The sequence below is a fragment of the Aquirufa echingensis genome (assembly GCF_042714525.1).
In the GTDB taxonomy this organism is placed as follows: domain Bacteria; phylum Bacteroidota; class Bacteroidia; order Cytophagales; family Spirosomataceae; genus Aquirufa; species Aquirufa echingensis.
Map to the genome: position 1 here is coordinate 450,229 of NZ_JBBKYA010000002.1, position 16,756 is coordinate 466,984.

Annotated in this window: 8 protein-coding genes; 6 read left to right on the top strand and 2 right to left on the bottom strand. The window is 42.2% G+C overall.

The features are described from left to right. Positions 1 to 22: 22 nt before the first annotated feature. The 3 genes from uvrA to SKC38_RS04635 all read left to right on the top strand — a co-directional run bounded on the left by uvrA (position 23) and on the right by SKC38_RS04635 (position 6,328). Positions 23 to 2,848: an excinuclease ABC subunit UvrA gene (gene uvrA, locus SKC38_RS04625; protein WP_377975506.1), complete on the top strand. Its 2,826-nt coding sequence runs from the start codon at positions 23 to 25 to the stop codon at positions 2,846 to 2,848. A gap of 4 nt (positions 2,849 to 2,852) precedes the next feature. After that, entirely contained in the window at positions 2,853 to 4,328 is a 1,476-nt protein-coding gene (locus SKC38_RS04630; RefSeq protein WP_377975508.1) for an NADH-quinone oxidoreductase subunit N, read from the top strand. Between the two features lie 83 nt (positions 4,329 to 4,411). Further along, complete coding sequence (locus SKC38_RS04635; RefSeq protein ID WP_377975510.1) at positions 4,412 to 6,328, top strand: amidophosphoribosyltransferase; 1,917 nt, start codon at positions 4,412 to 4,414, stop codon at positions 6,326 to 6,328. On the opposite strand, the gene SKC38_RS04640 is transcribed toward SKC38_RS04635, so the two are convergent. After that, positions 6,325 to 9,126 (bottom strand): T9SS type B sorting domain-containing protein, encoded by a 2,802-nt coding sequence (locus tag SKC38_RS04640; RefSeq protein WP_377975511.1) that lies wholly within the window; start codon positions 9,124 to 9,126, stop codon positions 6,325 to 6,327. The two genes, SKC38_RS04635 and SKC38_RS04640, sit on opposite strands and share 4 nt — an antisense overlap. 86 nt (positions 9,127 to 9,212) lie before the next feature. Here SKC38_RS04640 and SKC38_RS04645 point away from each other — a divergent pair, with 86 nt between their 5' ends. The 3 genes from SKC38_RS04645 to SKC38_RS04655 are packed head-to-tail and all read left to right on the top strand — an operon-like array spanning position 9,213 to position 13,927. Continuing rightward, positions 9,213 to 10,268 carry a PorP/SprF family type IX secretion system membrane protein gene (locus SKC38_RS04645; protein WP_377975513.1) on the top strand — a complete coding sequence of 352 codons (1,056 nt, stop codon included), beginning with the start codon at positions 9,213 to 9,215 and terminating at the stop codon, positions 10,266 to 10,268. A gap of 51 nt (positions 10,269 to 10,319) precedes the next feature. After that, the gene (locus SKC38_RS04650) at positions 10,320 to 12,821 is read left to right on the top strand and encodes an SLBB domain-containing protein (RefSeq protein ID WP_377975515.1); all 2,502 of its coding nucleotides are present in this window, start codon (positions 10,320 to 10,322) and stop codon (positions 12,819 to 12,821) included. A 5-nt stretch (positions 12,822 to 12,826) separates the two neighbouring features. Continuing rightward, the gene (locus SKC38_RS04655; RefSeq protein WP_377975517.1) at positions 12,827 to 13,927 is read left to right on the top strand and encodes a GNVR domain-containing protein; all 1,101 of its coding nucleotides are present in this window, start codon (positions 12,827 to 12,829) and stop codon (positions 13,925 to 13,927) included. 59 nt (positions 13,928 to 13,986) lie between these two features. On the opposite strand, the gene infB is transcribed toward SKC38_RS04655, so the two are convergent. Beyond that, positions 13,987 to 16,725 carry a translation initiation factor IF-2 gene (gene infB, locus SKC38_RS04660; protein WP_377975519.1) on the bottom strand — a complete coding sequence of 913 codons (2,739 nt, stop codon included), beginning with the start codon at positions 16,723 to 16,725 and terminating at the stop codon, positions 13,987 to 13,989. Positions 16,726 to 16,756: the final 31 nt, after the last annotated feature.

A 16,756-nucleotide genomic window follows, 5' to 3' on the forward strand; every position in this document is an offset into this window, starting at 1 on the left:
AATTAAAGGATAATTTTGAGATATGAGTTCTCCCGCACCCCAAGATTTTGCAAATTTAGACCCCAAAACACACATCATTATCAAAGGTGCCCGCGTACACAATTTAAAAAATGTGGACGTTGCCATTCCGAGAAATAAATTGGTCGTCGTGACGGGCCTATCGGGTTCAGGAAAATCATCACTTGCCTTTGATACGCTTTTTGCAGAAGGCCAACGAATGTATGTCGAAAGTCTAAATTCATATGCGCGCCAATTCTTAGGTCGTATGGAAAAGCCAGCCGTGGATTACATTCGAGGGGTCGCACCTGCGATTGCAATTGAACAAAAAGTCAATACCAAAAATCCCCGGTCAACCGTAGGGACTACGACCGAAATTTACGACTACCTCAAATTACTCTTCGCCCGCATTGGGAAAACAATTTCACCCGTTTCTGGCCAGGAAGTAAAAAAGGATTCTGTCTCGACAATTGTAGATTGGATCATTTCGCATGATCAAAAAAAGGTTCTGATTTTAGCCCCTTTATTAAATCACCCAGAAAGATCACTTTTGGAGGAATGCCAATTACTCATTCAAAAAGGATATACCCGACTGAAATTTGAATCTGAAATTTTGGATTTGGAGGAGCTCGTGGAAGATGAGGCAAGCTTAAAAAAGCTAACAAAAAAACGAAACGAAATCGCCATTCTTATTGATCGCTTGATTGCCAACAACGAAGAAGAGACCATTTTCCGACTAGGCGATTCGGTACAAACGGCCTATTTCGAAGGTGATGGTGTTTGTTGGGTCGAAATCCAAGACCAAAAACGCAAAAGCTTTTCCAATAAATTCGAATTAGATGGCATGGCCTTTGAAGAGCCTAGTCTGAATTTGTTCTCGTTCAACAATCCTTACGGGGCTTGTCGGAACTGCGAAGGCTACGGAAAAGTATTAGGCCTAGATCCCGATTTAGTCATTCCAGATCACGATTTATCCGTTTATGAAGGCGCTATTGCCCCTTGGCGAAGCGAGCGCATGAGTGATTGGCTACATCCTTTGTTGCGAAATGGCATACATTTCGACTTCCCGATTCACCGCCCTTACAAGGATTTAACGGAAAAGGAGAAGCAATTGCTTTGGAAAGGGAATAAATACTTTGCGGGTTTAACCCAGTTTTTCGATCACCTCGAAAAAGAAACTTATAAAATTCAATACCGCGTTCTACTTTCACGTTACCGTGGCAAAACCAATTGCCCGGAATGTCAAGGTTCCCGTTTACGCGGCGATGCTGGTTATGTCAAAATTGATGGCGCGTCCATCATCGACATGGTGCTTTGGCCCATTTCAAAGGTCAAAGATTTCTTCGACAAATTAACCTTGAGCGAAACCGATACGGCCGTTGCGAAACGTATCCTCATCGAAATCAAAAATCGATTGGATTACATGAATCGCGTAGGATTGGGCTATTTGACCTTGAACCGTTTGACTTCTACCCTATCCGGTGGTGAATTCCAACGTATCAAATTGGCAACTTCCTTAGGTAGTGCCTTGGTAGGCTCGATGTACATCCTCGATGAACCAAGTATCGGTTTACACCCGCGCGACACTGAAAGATTGATTTCTGTCTTAGAAATGCTCAAATCGATGGGCAATACCGTCATTGTCGTCGAACATGAAGAAGACATCATGCGTGCGGCAGATCAGATAATTGACATCGGTCCTGATGCGGGAAGACATGGTGGCCAACTGAGTTTTCAGGGAAATTTAGAAGAAGCACTTCAAGACACAACGACCGACAGCCACACCTTGCGGTTTTTACAAGGCAAAGACACGATACAAGTTCCGAGTTTCCGTAGAAAGCCTTTGGCCCATATAGAAATCAAAGGAGCGAGTGAAAATAACTTAAAAAATATCGACGTCAAGATTCCTTTGGGCATCATGACAGCGGTAACAGGTGTTTCCGGTTCCGGAAAATCGACCCTAATTCGTAAAATCTTATATCCGGCATTGTTGCGGAACTTGCAATTAGGAACCGAGGAAACGGGACGATTCCGCGAATTAGGCGGCAGTACCAATAAAATTGCGAGCATTGAAATGGTGGACCAACAGCCCATCGGGAAATCATCGCGTTCCAATCCGATTACCTACATCAAGGCTTATGACGCGATTCGCGCCTTGTTTTCGGAATTACCTTTAGCCAAAACCCGTGGATACAAACCCGCTCATTTTTCATTCAATGTGGAAGGTGGTCGATGCGAAACTTGCCAAGGCGAAGGGGAAATCACCATCGAGATGCAATTCATGGCTGATATTAAATTGACCTGCGAGTCATGCAACGGCCAACGATTTAAGCAAGAAATCTTGGACATCAAATTTCAAGACAAACACATCGCGGATATTTTGGACATGACGGTAGAGGAAAGCATCCCCTATTTCCAAGAAAAAGCGCCCAAGATTGCCGAGAAAATTGACCCGCTCTTTCAAGTGGGATTAGGCTATATCAAACTAGGTCAATCATCGAATTCCTTGTCAGGCGGGGAAGCCCAACGAGTTAAATTAGCTAGCTTTTTAGGCAAAGGAAATGGAAACAAAGGCAAAACGCTTTTTATCTTTGATGAACCTACCACAGGATTGCACTTTCATGACATCAAAAAATTATTGAAAGCGATGAACGATTTAGTGGAGCAAGGCGACACGGTCATCATCATCGAACATAATATGGAAGTCGTAAAATGTGCCGACCACATCATTGACCTAGGTCCAGAAGGCGGCGAAAACGGCGGACATTTAAGTTTCGAAGGAACACCTGAGGCGATGTGTGCCTTGAAGGACAATAACCCGACAGCACATTATTTAAAACAAAAAATGTAATTCCATGATTGCAGACGGACTTATGCAAGCATTACCTAACCAATTGCAAAGAATTTTGCAAGGGTATGAGCATATCCTACCCGAATTAGTGATTGCCGCTTGGATTCTAGTGAGCATCGTGGGCGATTTATTTTTGGTTGGGGGAAATGAAAAAAGCGCGCGTTCATGGCGCTATTTGATTGCACAAGGGGGACTTATTTTGGCATTATTACTTGCTTACCAACGGATGAAGCACGGAACAGAGGGCTTTGTTGCCTTTCGCATGTTGTGGGTGAATCCGGGTGCGAATGCCATTAATTGCTTGATTTTGGCGATCGGTTTCGTCATTATAGGTATGAACCAATACCAACAAAAATCCTTCTCATTTGAAGAAAAAATCGGCTTTTTCTCCATTTTATTGGGATCACTACTGACAAGTTTAAGCATTCATTTTCTGAGTATTTTCTTAAGCATCGAACTCATGTCCTTGGGGACCTATCTATTGGTTGGTTTGCGAAAAGACAAAGAAGGCGTCCGGGCTTCATTGCCTTACGTGTTGTTCGGCATGGGAACATCGGCCATGTTATTGTATGGACTTTCACTGATTTATGGCCTGACGGGAACGATGTTAATTTTGGACTCGGCATTCAGCAGGGGCTTGGCTACAGCCGATCCCTATTTAGCAGGCATGGCCTTAGCACTGGTGGGAACTGGAATTTTATTCAAAATGTCTTGGGTACCTTTTCACCCTTGGAGTCCCGATGTGCTGGAAAGTTTACCTGCCAGTTGGATGAGTTGGATTTCTACAGCACCTAAAATCACAGTAGCTTGGTTGGGCATCCGGCTCGTCCATTTTGTGCCTGTTTCCATGCAAGATGTCATTGCACTATTGGCTATCGGCACATTGCTCGTTGGAAATTTAGGTGCACTGAGTCAATACAATGCCAAACGTTTGGTTGCCTATTCCAGCATTGCACACGGCGGATTCTTGGCCATGGCCTGGTTGATGCCTGCTGAACAAGGTGTCGATAATTTATTGTTTTACAGTTTGGTTTATAGCGCGAGTACAATTTTAGTATTCTACATTTTAGATGAGCTAGAAACAACGCAATACCAAATCGATGACATGAGTAATTGGGCGGGCTTTGGACAAGCCTATCCCGTACGCGCTTTGGCATTATTTATAGGATTCATTGCTTTGATTGGTTTGCCGCCAGCAGGCACCTTTCTAGCTAAGGTCAACTATTTCAGTCAATTATGGGAAAAGTACCAAATGACACAAAGCAATCCTATCTTGGCCTTATTGCTTATCGCCATTTTAATGACGGCCGTTTCCATCTATTATTATTTGCGCATTCCTTACTTCATGTACTTTAAAAAAGGGGAAGCAATTCATCCGGCAGACAGCTTCAAAAACAACTGGATTTATTTGTTATTGGGAGGTGGAATTATTGCGTGTATGCTATTTCCAACGCTTATTTACAGCATTTGGAAGGTCTAGATTAAAAAAACAAAAAATAACATTTGTAGCTCATAATATTTAGCTAATTTTGGGCTGATTTTTAGCCAAAACCCACACCCCCAATGTCTGAATCCATCAAACACGAATGCGGAATTGCACTGATCCGATTGCGAAAACCTTTTCAGCATTACTTGGACAAGTACAATACGCCGATGTATGGCTTAAACAAGCTTTACCTCATGATGGAAAAGCAAGTAAACCGGGGACAAGATGGAGCAGGGGTCGCTAATATCAAGATAAACGTCAAACCGGGAAGTCGCTATATCAGCCGCTACCGTTCCGTAGAACCTCAAGCTGTGGCAGACATCTTCGGAAAAATCAACAAGAAATTCAGAAAAGCACAAAAACTGGCGAAAGAAACGAAGCGTGAAACGGGCATTGATGCCGTGCATGACGCGGCGTGGTGGCAAGACAATGTGGCTTTCACAGGAGAAGTATTATTAGGCCATTTGCGTTATGGAACGCATGGTCAAAACGAAATCGAAAACTGCCATCCGATGCTACGCCAAAACAACTGGCGCAGTAGAAACTTGGTGATGGCGGGTAATTTCAACATGACCAATGTGGACGATTTGTTCGACAAATTGGTTTCCTTAGGCCAGCATCCAAAAGAAAAGGTGGATACGGTAACCGTGATGGAAAAAATTGGTCACTTCTTGGATGAAGAAAATCAACGCCAATTTGGAAAGTTTAAAGACCAATACGAAAATCCAGAATTATCGGATGTTTTAGCTGCCAACATAGACCTAAAGCGTGTTTTAGAGCGCTCTTGCAAAGATTTTGATGGCGGCTATGCCATGGTGGGAATGACCGGATACGGGGCTTCTTTTGTGGCGCGTGACCCAGCGGGAATTCGCCCAGCCTATTATTACATGGATGAAGAAGTCGTTGTGGTGGCTTCCGAAAAGCAAGCGATTAAAACTTCATTCAATTGTGCATACGATCAAATTCAAGAAATTACACCGGGTCACGCATTGATTATTGCGATGGACGGATCGGTACAAGAAGTTCCATTTATCGACCGCATTGAACAAAAATCCTGTTCGTTTGAACGTATTTATTTCTCGCGCGGATCTGATCCGGATATCTACCGTGAGCGTAAAAAATTAGGCCGATTATTGATCCCCCAAATTCTAAATGAGGTTCAACAGGACTTAAAACACACCGTTTTCTCATACATTCCAAACACCGCTGAAAGTGCCTTTTTAGGCATGATTGATGGTTTAGAAGATCATTTAGCCAAAGAACGCAAGCAAGCGATCATGGAAGGGATTCTGTTTGAAGACCAACTGGAAGAATTGCTTACTTTCCGACCGCGTGTAGAGAAATTGATATCCAAGGATGTCAAAGTTCGTACGTTCATTGCGAGCGATGCGATGCGGGATGATATGGTTTCTCACGTGTATGATACGACTTACGAGGTAATCGAGAAGAACGTAGATTCTGTCGTTTTAATTGACGATTCCATTGTGCGTGGCACGACCTTGGAAAAGAGTATTTTAAGTCTTTTGGATAAATTATCTCCGAAGAAAATCGTAATCGTTTCTTCTGCACCACAGATTCGTTACCCGGATTGCTATGGTATCGACATGTCCAAAATGAAGGAATTTGTTGCTTTCCGCGCCGCTTTGGCCTTATTAAAGGAGCGCAATTTGGAGCATATCTTGGATGAAGTCAACTTGAAATGTTTGTTGGCCCTTGAAAACGGAACAGCATCTCAAGAAAACTTTGTGAAGGCGATATATGCGCCATTTACCGACCAAGAAATCTCGGATAAAATTGCGGAGATCGTAAAACCCAAAAATCTGAAAGCGGAACTATCGATTGTCTACCAAACGGTAGCGAATCTAAATATCGCATGTCCGAACCACTTAGGGGATTGGTATTTTACGGGTAATTTCCCAACTCCAGGAGGAAATCAGGTTGTGAATAAATCATTCGTGAATTTCATGAAAGGCATCGAGGTTCGAGCATATTAGTAAACCACTAATACGCCACCTCTTGCAGTTAAAGTTCCCCGTTCTGGATAATCCAAGGATTCGTATTGGAGTTGCCAAACGTAGGACTCTTGCGGCACGCGCGAACCATTCACTTTACCATCCCACGAAAACTCGGGTCCTTTGCTCGTAAAAAGTAATTCTCCCCAGCGATTGAAAATTTGCAGGCCTAAGATTCTCGCACGTTTGGTGCTTTTAGGCTGCGGAGTAAATAAATCATTTTTCCCATCCCCATTCGGTGTGAAGACATTGGGCGTTAATAAGACAGGCTCACATTTGTCGCTTACTTCAAACGTATGATTGATGCTGCAATTATCTATATCGGTAATTCTTACCGTGTAATTCCCAGCTTCAGTCACACGAACTTTGTTTTGGGTGCTGAGTATCGTGCTACCAAATTTCCATTCAAATGTTAAACTGTCCACACGACCATTCAATTGCAAATTGTAGGGCTTTGGATCATCCATACAAATCGAATAGGCAGTTGTTGGGATAAAGTATGGATTCTCTAGAAAATTCACTTCCGTGTTCAATTTAACAGAACACCCTGTGGCAGTATCCGACAACATCAAGCTTACCTTACCCCCGGGAGCTGGAACATTGATAGTTGGCGTCCGTGCACCCGTACTCCACAGATATTGCAAATTGGAACTAGCTGGCAATTTAGTTGGTGTAATACTCGCACTCGTTTTACAAATTCGATTATATACTGGCGTCAATTTCGTAGGCTTTAACACGACGATATCAAACTCTTGGGCATCCAAAGGAAAGTTCTTGATACAACTATTACTAATCGCTGCAGTAATGACATATTTTCCCGAAACAGGAAAATCAAAATTCAGCGTTGAGCCCGTGTAACTGTACAGTAATTTAGTTGAATCTAAAGGAACCGTGAGACCAATTTTATTCGGGAATGGACTCAATACGGTTTGATATATTTTCCAATCGATTCGATCATTATTCAATGGATCGCATAACTTTTGATCAATCGTAAACTTAAACGATGTTCCTTCACAAATTGGCTTGGAAATACTTGGTGGGCTACTCGGGTCCTGCGGACTAGGTATGGAAGGAGGCAAACCTAGTCGGCTTGTCACCCCTGGCGTTGAAAATGTAACTGCATTCCGCACAAAACTTGCCTTCGTAATCGTCGTATCCGTGGAGCCTAATAATCCATTGGGATTTGTAATTTTCGCTAAGGTATTGCTACCATCAATGGCGACAAAAATAACGGTGTTGAATACAGGGTCAATCTGCAAAGCTCCAATCTGCTCCATGCTGGAATAGAGTTCCGCTTTTGATTTGGCTACTTTGGCTGAATCTTTAGAAGACAAGTCAAATTGTAAAATTTTCGAAGATATGCTATTCCCATCCCCTTTCAAACTCACATACAGCACATCCTTATTAGGCGAATACTCTAAACCGTAAACAACCGGAGGACTTGGACCTAAGTCGACACTCATTTTGTAAGTTGGCTTCCCAGTTTGTGGATCAAAATCATAGAGATCCACTTTATTCCGAGGAGGGCCCGGGACCGCGACAGCCATCTTAGTCCAGTCAACTGAAATTTTAGTCGTGGATCCATTTCCCGTGGTACTCGTCATTTGTGTTCCTCCTTGACTGTTTTGCGGAGCAGAAATACCCACATTGGAAATCTTATAGGTCCTTGTATTACTTGAATTCATGTCCTGAACTACTAACCAGTAAAAACCTTGCCCTCCTTCTGATGCTAACAAACGTGAAGTTGCGGGCACCGGACTGACCAATTGATTAAGAACAGAAATCCCACCCTTCCCTTTATTCAACTTCATATCCACGATACTGTAATAGAGCAGATTTTCTCCTTTGGAATTTTTAGACAAGGTAAAAACGTAGTATTCAGCCTGACAACCTTTACATGAAGTTTTTGGAATAACGGTAACGCCTTGCGCGTTTGTCAGATCTCCATTCAACCGTTTGGTCGTATCACCTACCGCATAAATAGGATTGTTATTCCGGTCAAAAATCTTTTGTCCATCGGTATAAAATATCAGACTATTAGTCGGGTCCGTCATTTTCGCAACTCCTTCAGGAACGACCAAACCACCCGTTGTATCTTTCGGATTATCTGCCGATCCATTAAACAGCACACCTGCGCCATTTCCAAAATACCAAGCGTCAACATATTTATTGATATTGGCATTCGGATCGCGATCGCCGCAGATTTTCACCTGCATTTTAGCTTCTACCGTACATCCTGAAGTAGGCTCTGTCACTTGTACGGAATAACAACCAGACGAATCCGCAGTGATTTGATCTGTCGTTTCTCCGTGAGGGAACCAGGCAACTTGCACAGGAAAATTGGGTTTACTTACCTTTCCAAAAGCATTTAAAGGCACTTTTTGACCTTTACAAATCGTAATCGTAGAATCTTTTTCGTCTTTACCTAAGTAGATGAAGGGCAATTTACCAATCTGAACTACTTGTGTATATTTAGTTGTCGTGGCCCCAAATTGAATAGTCAACGTAACGGTCTTGGGACCAGCTTCACAATATTGATGAATACCTGTTCGGTTTGTTGAAGTGTTTAAAGGGGATCCACTATCCCCAAAATCCCACGCATACTTGGCAGATTTAGGCAGATCTTCCGAAAATTCAAAGACAGTTGCCATGTCGCTGGAAGCCGAAGCACTACAATCAGCACATTGAGTCAAACAATTATTCCGATAAACGATGCGCTGCCCCCAAGTGAAAAAATTCACCCCGATCAATAAACAAAAAATGAACACGTACCGAAGCATGGATTTTGGGTCAGGTTGTACAAATTAACGCATTTTATTGGTTTTTGTAAAGCGAAGACCTAAATTGCGGGGCTGTAATGAGCGGTATGAAAAAAAGCTTAGCCATTTTCGTGTTTCGCCTAATCTGTGTTTGCCTTCCATTCTTGGGACAAGCACAAGATCCACAATTGTCGCAATTCTACTCGGCCCCACTTTTGATATCACCTGCCTTTGCTGGGATTAATAGCACCTCCAAAGTCAATTTCAATTATAGGAACCAATGGCCTAATTTGGAGGCCAACTACCAATTCACGTCCATTTCGGCCGATTTAAGTATTGGGAGTATTAACAGCGGAGTGGGGATTATCGCGACGACCGACAAGCAATTTGCCAACTTAAAAACGACGAGTTTAGGACTTCAATACGCCTATCACATCGATTTAAGCCCTGATCAAACGCTTTCGCTGGGGATGCAGGGGACGTATGTGAATCGAGGATTAGATATGAGCAATTTGATTAGTGGAGATCAAATCAGCAATTTATTAACAAGTGGAAGTTTGGGTGCTAGCAATGACCCTTTACTTTCCGAAATGACTAGACAACGGTCATTCGTGGACCTAAGCGTAGGCGGATTATTAAATACTCGAAACTATTGGATTGGATTCTCCGCGCATCACCTGAATCAACCAAATAAGTCACTTATTGCTTCTTCTGAAGAGCTTTTGGCAACAAAATTCAGTATGCAAGTAGGGACCAAAATCATCCTGCAAGAGAACTTTTACGAGGCGGATTCCTATGAGGACCGTAATAACGAGAAGAGTATTAGCCCGGTCATCCATTATAAACAACAGGGGGATTTCCAACAATTGGACATGGGGGCCTATTTGACCTGGTCACCGATGGTTTTGGGGCTGTGGTATCGCGGAATTCCGATAGCCAAATCCAAAATCGGAACGCCTAATCGAGAATCCATCGTTGCATTGCTAGGATATAAACAAGATAATTTCTCGATCGGCTATTCGTATGACTTAACCTTATCGCAATTAGGACCCGCTGCTGGCGGAGCCCATGAATTATCCATTGCCTATTTATTTGATTTCGATTTCGCATTGAAAAAACCGTTTGTCAAATGGAAACGAAATCTCTCCTGTCCAAAGTTTTAAATTTGAAAGGGTAGATTTAAAATTTTACCTTTACAGAAATATTGAAAGTACATGAATAAGATTACCCAACAAATAAAATCATCTAGTGTCTTACTCATAAGCATCATTTGCTTATTAATAGGTCAAACAGCTCAAGCGCAATTTACATTGAGCACCCAAAAGAGAAATGTAGATGACTTATCAGATGCGGAAGTAAGCATGTTCATGGAAAAAGCGCAGGCTAGCGGAATGTCGGAAAGTGAAATTGAAAAAGCCGCATTAACACAAGGGTATACCGCAGCAGATATTGCCAAAATGCGCGAAAGAGTTGCTAATATGCAACTTATCCCAGCAACTGTGGATCCCTTTCAAAAAAACAACGCCTTAGATAAAGGAAACTTACAACAGGATATTCGAAGTAATAAACCAACTTATTATTCACCTCGTGTCAATACCCCAGTCTTACAAGAGAGTATCTTTAATATTGAAGAGCGAAAATTATTAGCTAAGCCATTAAATATTTACAATGATAGTTTAGTTACGGAATACAATAAATTACAGGAACGTGCATCAAACTCATTAAACAAAAAGATTTTCGGAGCAAGCCTATTTCAAAATGACAAGCTCACTTTTGAGCCCGATATGCGCATTGCAACGCCTAAAAACTACCAATTAGGTCCAGACGATGAATTAAACATTCACATTTTCGGAGATGTATTGGATAATTTCAAAGTAACGGTAAGCCCAGAAGGAACCGTGAAAATTTTAAATCTGAGTCCAATCTATGTCAATGGACTATCCATGGATGCAGCAAGCGAACGAATTATCAGCCGATTGCGCCAACTATACCAAGGATTAAATAAACCAGGAAGCGGATCTTCTGCGCAAGTTACCTTAGCTGGCGTTCGTAGCATCAAAGTAACCTTGACGGGTGAAGTTAATTCCCCGGGGTCCTATACGGTTTCGTCATTAGCAACTGTTTTTAATGCCTTGTACCTAGCTGGAGGACCAAATCGGAATGGATCATTTAGAAATATCCGTGTCATTCGCGGCAATAAAGTGGTTCGAACGCTCGATCTATATGATTTCCTTTTACGTGCAGATCAAAAAGACAACATTCATTTAAATGACCAAGATATTATTCGCGTAGGCGATTACGAAAACCGCGTTGAATTGATGGGTGAAGTAAAACGACCTTATATTTACGAATTAGTGAAGGGTGAAAGTTTCAAAGACCTCTTACGCTACTCCGGAGGATTTACTGAAAAAGCATACACGTATACGATTAATGTACGCAGAAACACATCAAGAGAAATAAAATTATTGAACATCAGCCAAGAAGAAGTTGAAACTTTCTTACCTAATAACGGCGATGTTTACACGGTAGGTACCATCATTGAACGCTACGAAAACCGTGTTGAAATCCAAGGTGCTGTCTTCCGACCAGGAAATTATGCGATTGAACCAGGGTTAAATACCGTCAAAGAATTAATTAAGAAGTCGGAAGGCTTGCGGGAAGATGCCTTTTTAAATCGGGCAACCCTGACTCGTCGGAAAGAAAATTATGACCCCGAAGTATTATCGATTGATTTAGGGAAAATTTTACGTGGAGAGGCAGCCGACATTTCTTTGCAACGCGAAGATGTGTTACAGGTTTATTCGATTAACAACTTACGTGAAAAACGCTTTGTCAATATCGTTGGCGAAGTAAATGCTCCCGGCGAGTTTGAATTCAAAGAAGGGATGAAAGTGGGTGATTTAATATTACTTGCCAAAGGTCTCAAAGAATCCGCTAGTTATGCGAATCTAGAATTAGCTCGACGTATTATCACACATGGGACAGCTGACCCAAAAGCAGCCAAGATTGAAATTATTAGTTTTGCGATTGACGGAAGTCACAAAATAGCCAACGAAGGTAATCAGATCACCTTGCAACCCTTTGACATCATTTCGATTCGTCGGGCACCTAATTACGAGGAACAAAGGTCTGTGAAAATTCTAGGTATGGTGAATTTCCCAGGGTCGTACGCGATCGAGAATAACCAACAACGCATCTCGGATTTGATTAAACGTGCTGGAGGTTTACGCGTAGAAGGATATTTAGAAGGTGGTAAATTGATTCGTGGGACAACGACAGTAGGAGTTAATTTGAAGGAAATCCTAAATAATCCATCATCACAAGAAAACCTACAATTGATGGCAGGCGATGAATTAACGATTCCGCGTTTATTGCAAACAATCAAATTGACAGGAGCCGTACAGAATCCATTGGCGGTCAGCTATAAAGAAGATTTCACCTTGAAAGAATACATTGCAGAGGCAGGTGGCTACACGGTAAATGCGAATAAGAAAAAAATGTATGTTACTTACGCGAATGGTGTTTCCAATCAAATTCGCAAGTTTTTTATCTTCAAGAAAAATCCACGCATTGAACCGGGTTCTGAAATAGTTATTCCAGCATTTCCTGAGAATCGTAAGAAAGGATTATCTGCTGCTGAGGCCATCGGATTAACTTCAAGTCTCGTATCAGTATCCATCGCCATCATCACATTGATTAACAATATTCCGAAGTAATAGCCATGAACGAATCCAACGTAACACAGCCTACCAATTCGGATGAAATTGCAATCAATTTTTCGGAAATTTGGCAAGCAATCGTCAAGTACAGACTAAGTATATTACTTGTAACCTTCCTTTTTACGGCCTTAGGAGCTTTATTCTCCTTAACATTAAATAGCCAATATGAATCTGAAGTCAAGCTACTTCCTGAAGTAGATTCAAAAATGAGTGGTTCAGGAGGTAGTTTAGGTGGTCTATCATCCCTGGCTGGATTAGCAGGCATTAACCTATCTGGAGCCATGGGAGGTTCAGATGCAATTCAACCCGCCATGTACCCTGAAATCGTTCAAAGCATGCCATTCTTGCAAGAACTAAGCCAATCCAATGTCTACAATTTGAAACTTAAAAAGTATCAAAAATTGGCCGACTACCTCAAACAAGATAATTCCAATGCGCCCATCGGAATATTCAAAACGGACAAAAATAAAGCTTCGAGTGATTTAGAAAATGTAACAATTCCCCGTGGCGTCCTTAGCTCCGATTTGATCAACATTAGCAAACAAGAATCCGCCATTTTTAAAGAGTTGAGGGAATCTATCGTTGTAGAAATAGACAAAAAAAGTAATTTGATTAAAATTGCAGTTACTAGCCTAGACCCTGTCGTATCAGCTAATTTAGCAAATTTGGTCTTAATTCAACTCCGTAAATACATCATCCATTACCGGACTGAAAAGGCTCGCAAGGAATTAAACTTTTTAATTGACCGACAAGCAGAGGCACGCAAACGTTACGACCAAGCGCTTTTTACCTTATCAAACTACAAGGATCAAAACAGAAATGTATTCTTGAATGTGGCCAAAGACCAAGGCAAAAAATTGCAGTATGAAGTTGATTTAGCTTTTAGTGTCTATTCAAATCTAACAAGCCAAACAACCGAAGCCAAAATCAAACTACAAAAAGAAACACCTGTCTTCAAAGTTCTTGAACCCGCTCAGATTCCTCTGAAACGATCAAGTCCTAAACGTAGCTTAATCACTGCTGGAGCATTATTCCTGGGCCTATTCTCAGCCCTCATCTTCGTCTTCTTCAAGTCGGTGAACATGAAAGAACTATTAGCCTAAACAACAAAAAAGCCTTCCGTCAATCGACGGAAGGCTTTTCATTTAATCACGTTACCTAATTATTTCAAGGTACGTTTCACTTCTTTCATTTCGTAGCACTCTAAGTTATCGCCTACCTCTAGATCATTGAATCCTTTGATCGACATACCACATTCGTAGCCAAACTTCACCTCAGCCACATCGTCTTTAAAACGCTTCAAGGCTGAAATCTCTCCGTCGTGAATCACAACGAAATCACGAATGACACGAATCTTATGTGCACGCTTCACCGTTCCGTCCAAGACATAACATCCTGCAACCGTACCGATTTTCGAAATCTTAAATACATCACGCACTTCGATGTTTGCCGTAACAACTTCTTCAAACGAAGGAGCCAACATACCCTCCATCGCCGCCTTGATTTCATCAATCGCCTGGTAGATAATCGAATAGTTACGAATCTCAATCTGCTCTGCATCCGCCATACGACGTGCATTTTGCGAAGGACGAACTTGGAACGCGATAATCACCGCATCCGAAGTTGAAGCTAAAGCCACATCCGACTCAGATACCTGACCTACACCTTTGTGAATAATACGAACTTGAACTTCTTCGGTCGATAATTTTAATAGTGAATCCGAAAGGGCCTCCACCGAACCATCCACGTCACCTTTCACAATCACGTTCAATTCACGGAAAGTACCAATCGCCTTCCGACGACCAATTTCCTCCAAAGTAATATGCTTACGCGTACGTAAAGACTGCTCACGCAAGATTTGCTCACGCTTGTTGGCAATCTCACGCGCCTCACGCTCGTTCTCCAAACAGATCAACTTATCTCCAGCTTGTGGAGCACCATTTAAACCAAGTACTTGTACTGGCGTAGATGGACCTGCTTTCTTAATTTTATTTCCGTGGTGATCAAACATGGCTTTCACACGACCATAGTTGTCGCCCGCTAACATCATGTCACCTACGCTCAGTGTTCCGTCTTGAACCATCATCGTGGTAACGTATCCACGACCTTTATCCAATTCAGCTTCAATCACTGAACCAATTGCTTTCTTTTTAGGATTAGCCTTCAATTCAAGCATTTCAGCTTCTAACAATACTTTTTCAAGTAAGTCATTGATACCTAAACCTGATTTAGATGAAATTTCTTGGCATTGGTATTTACCACCCCAATCTTCCACCAACATATTCATGGTTGCTAATTCCTCACGTACTTTATCCGTGTTGGCGCCATCTTTATCCACTTTCGAGAATGCAAAAACAATTGGAGCACCCGCAACCATCGCGTGGTTAATAGCCTCCTTCGTTTGTGGCATGACCGAGTCATCCGCTGCAATCACGATAATAACAATATCCGTTACTTTCGCACCACGTGCACGCATCGCCGTAAAGGCTTCGTGACCCGGTGTATCTAAGAACGTGATTTTCTTTCCTGATTCAGTTTCAACAGAATACGCACCAATGTGCTGCGTGATTCCACCTGCCTCACCTGCAGTTACTTTTGACTTACGGATGTAATCCAATAAGGATGTTTTACCATGGTCAACGTGACCCATGATGGTAACAATCGGAGCACGAGGAACTAAATCTGCTGGATCATCTTCTACTTCTTCCTCAACGGTGTCAATTTCTTCTTCCGCGGAAATGAAGTTTACTTCATACCCAAACTCATCTGCAATGATCGTAATCGCCTCCGCATCCAAACGCTGGTTGATCGAAACGAACATACCCAAACTCATACAAGTTGAGATAACTTCATTCACCGAAACATCCATCAATGAAGCCAAGTCACTCGCAGAAACGAATTCCGTTACCTTCAATACTTTTGCTTCTTCATCTTCAGCCATTTGACGTGCCTCTTCTGCATCCGCACGTTCACGACGTTTTACACGACGCTTATCTGCACCAAAACTTTGCTTATTTGTCGCACCTTGTAAACGCGCCATCGTAGCCTTAATCTGCTCTTGAATATCCTTGTCAGAAAGTTCCTCACGAGGTCCTCCTGGCTTAGCTCCTGGAGCTGGCTTTTTACCAAAATCTTTTTTGTTATTATTCGCCGCATTCGGATTATTAGGACGTTGTTCATTCACAACGGGCTTTTTCTCCTCCTTAACAATACGCTTACGCTTATGCTTGTTATGGCTATCACGTCCGCTATCTACCGGCAATTCAATTTTACCTAAAACCGTTAAGCCCTTTAAGGTCTCCCCTTTTGCTTCGATCAACTGAATGTCTTCCACAACTGGTGCCTCTGGTGCTGCTGCAACAGGTGCAACGGGCGCTTCAACAGCCTCAACGGGAGCAGCAGGAGTTTCCACTACAGGTTTTTCTTCCACAACAGGCACTGGAGCTTTCTCCACAACAGGTTCTGGCTTAGGTGCTGGTTTTGGAGGGACAGGGTTACCCTTTTTGTCCAAATCAATTTTACCTAAAACCTTCAGGCCAACTTGCTTTTCAGCAACAGGTTCAGGTGCTTCTTCTTTCACCTCAGGTACTACCGGAGCTGCTTTTTTCACAGGCTCTGGAGCAACTTCTACCACAGCAACCGGCTCAGGCTTTTTCTCCTCAACAACTGGAGCTGGAACGACAGGCTCCTCAACAGGCTTCTTAGGAGCCTCCTCTGTTGCCAACAAATGGTTTGCACCATATTCTGCTGCCAACAAACTCAATTGCTCATAATTAAGCTTTGCATTCGGGTTATTATCGACTTTATGTCCTTTAGCAGAAAGAAACTGTAGGATCGTAGACGTTCCTATGTTTATTTGCTTTGCTACAAGACTTAATCGCATTGTCTTCTCTTCTGCCATATAAATTACTAAATACTTATGCTTTCAATTT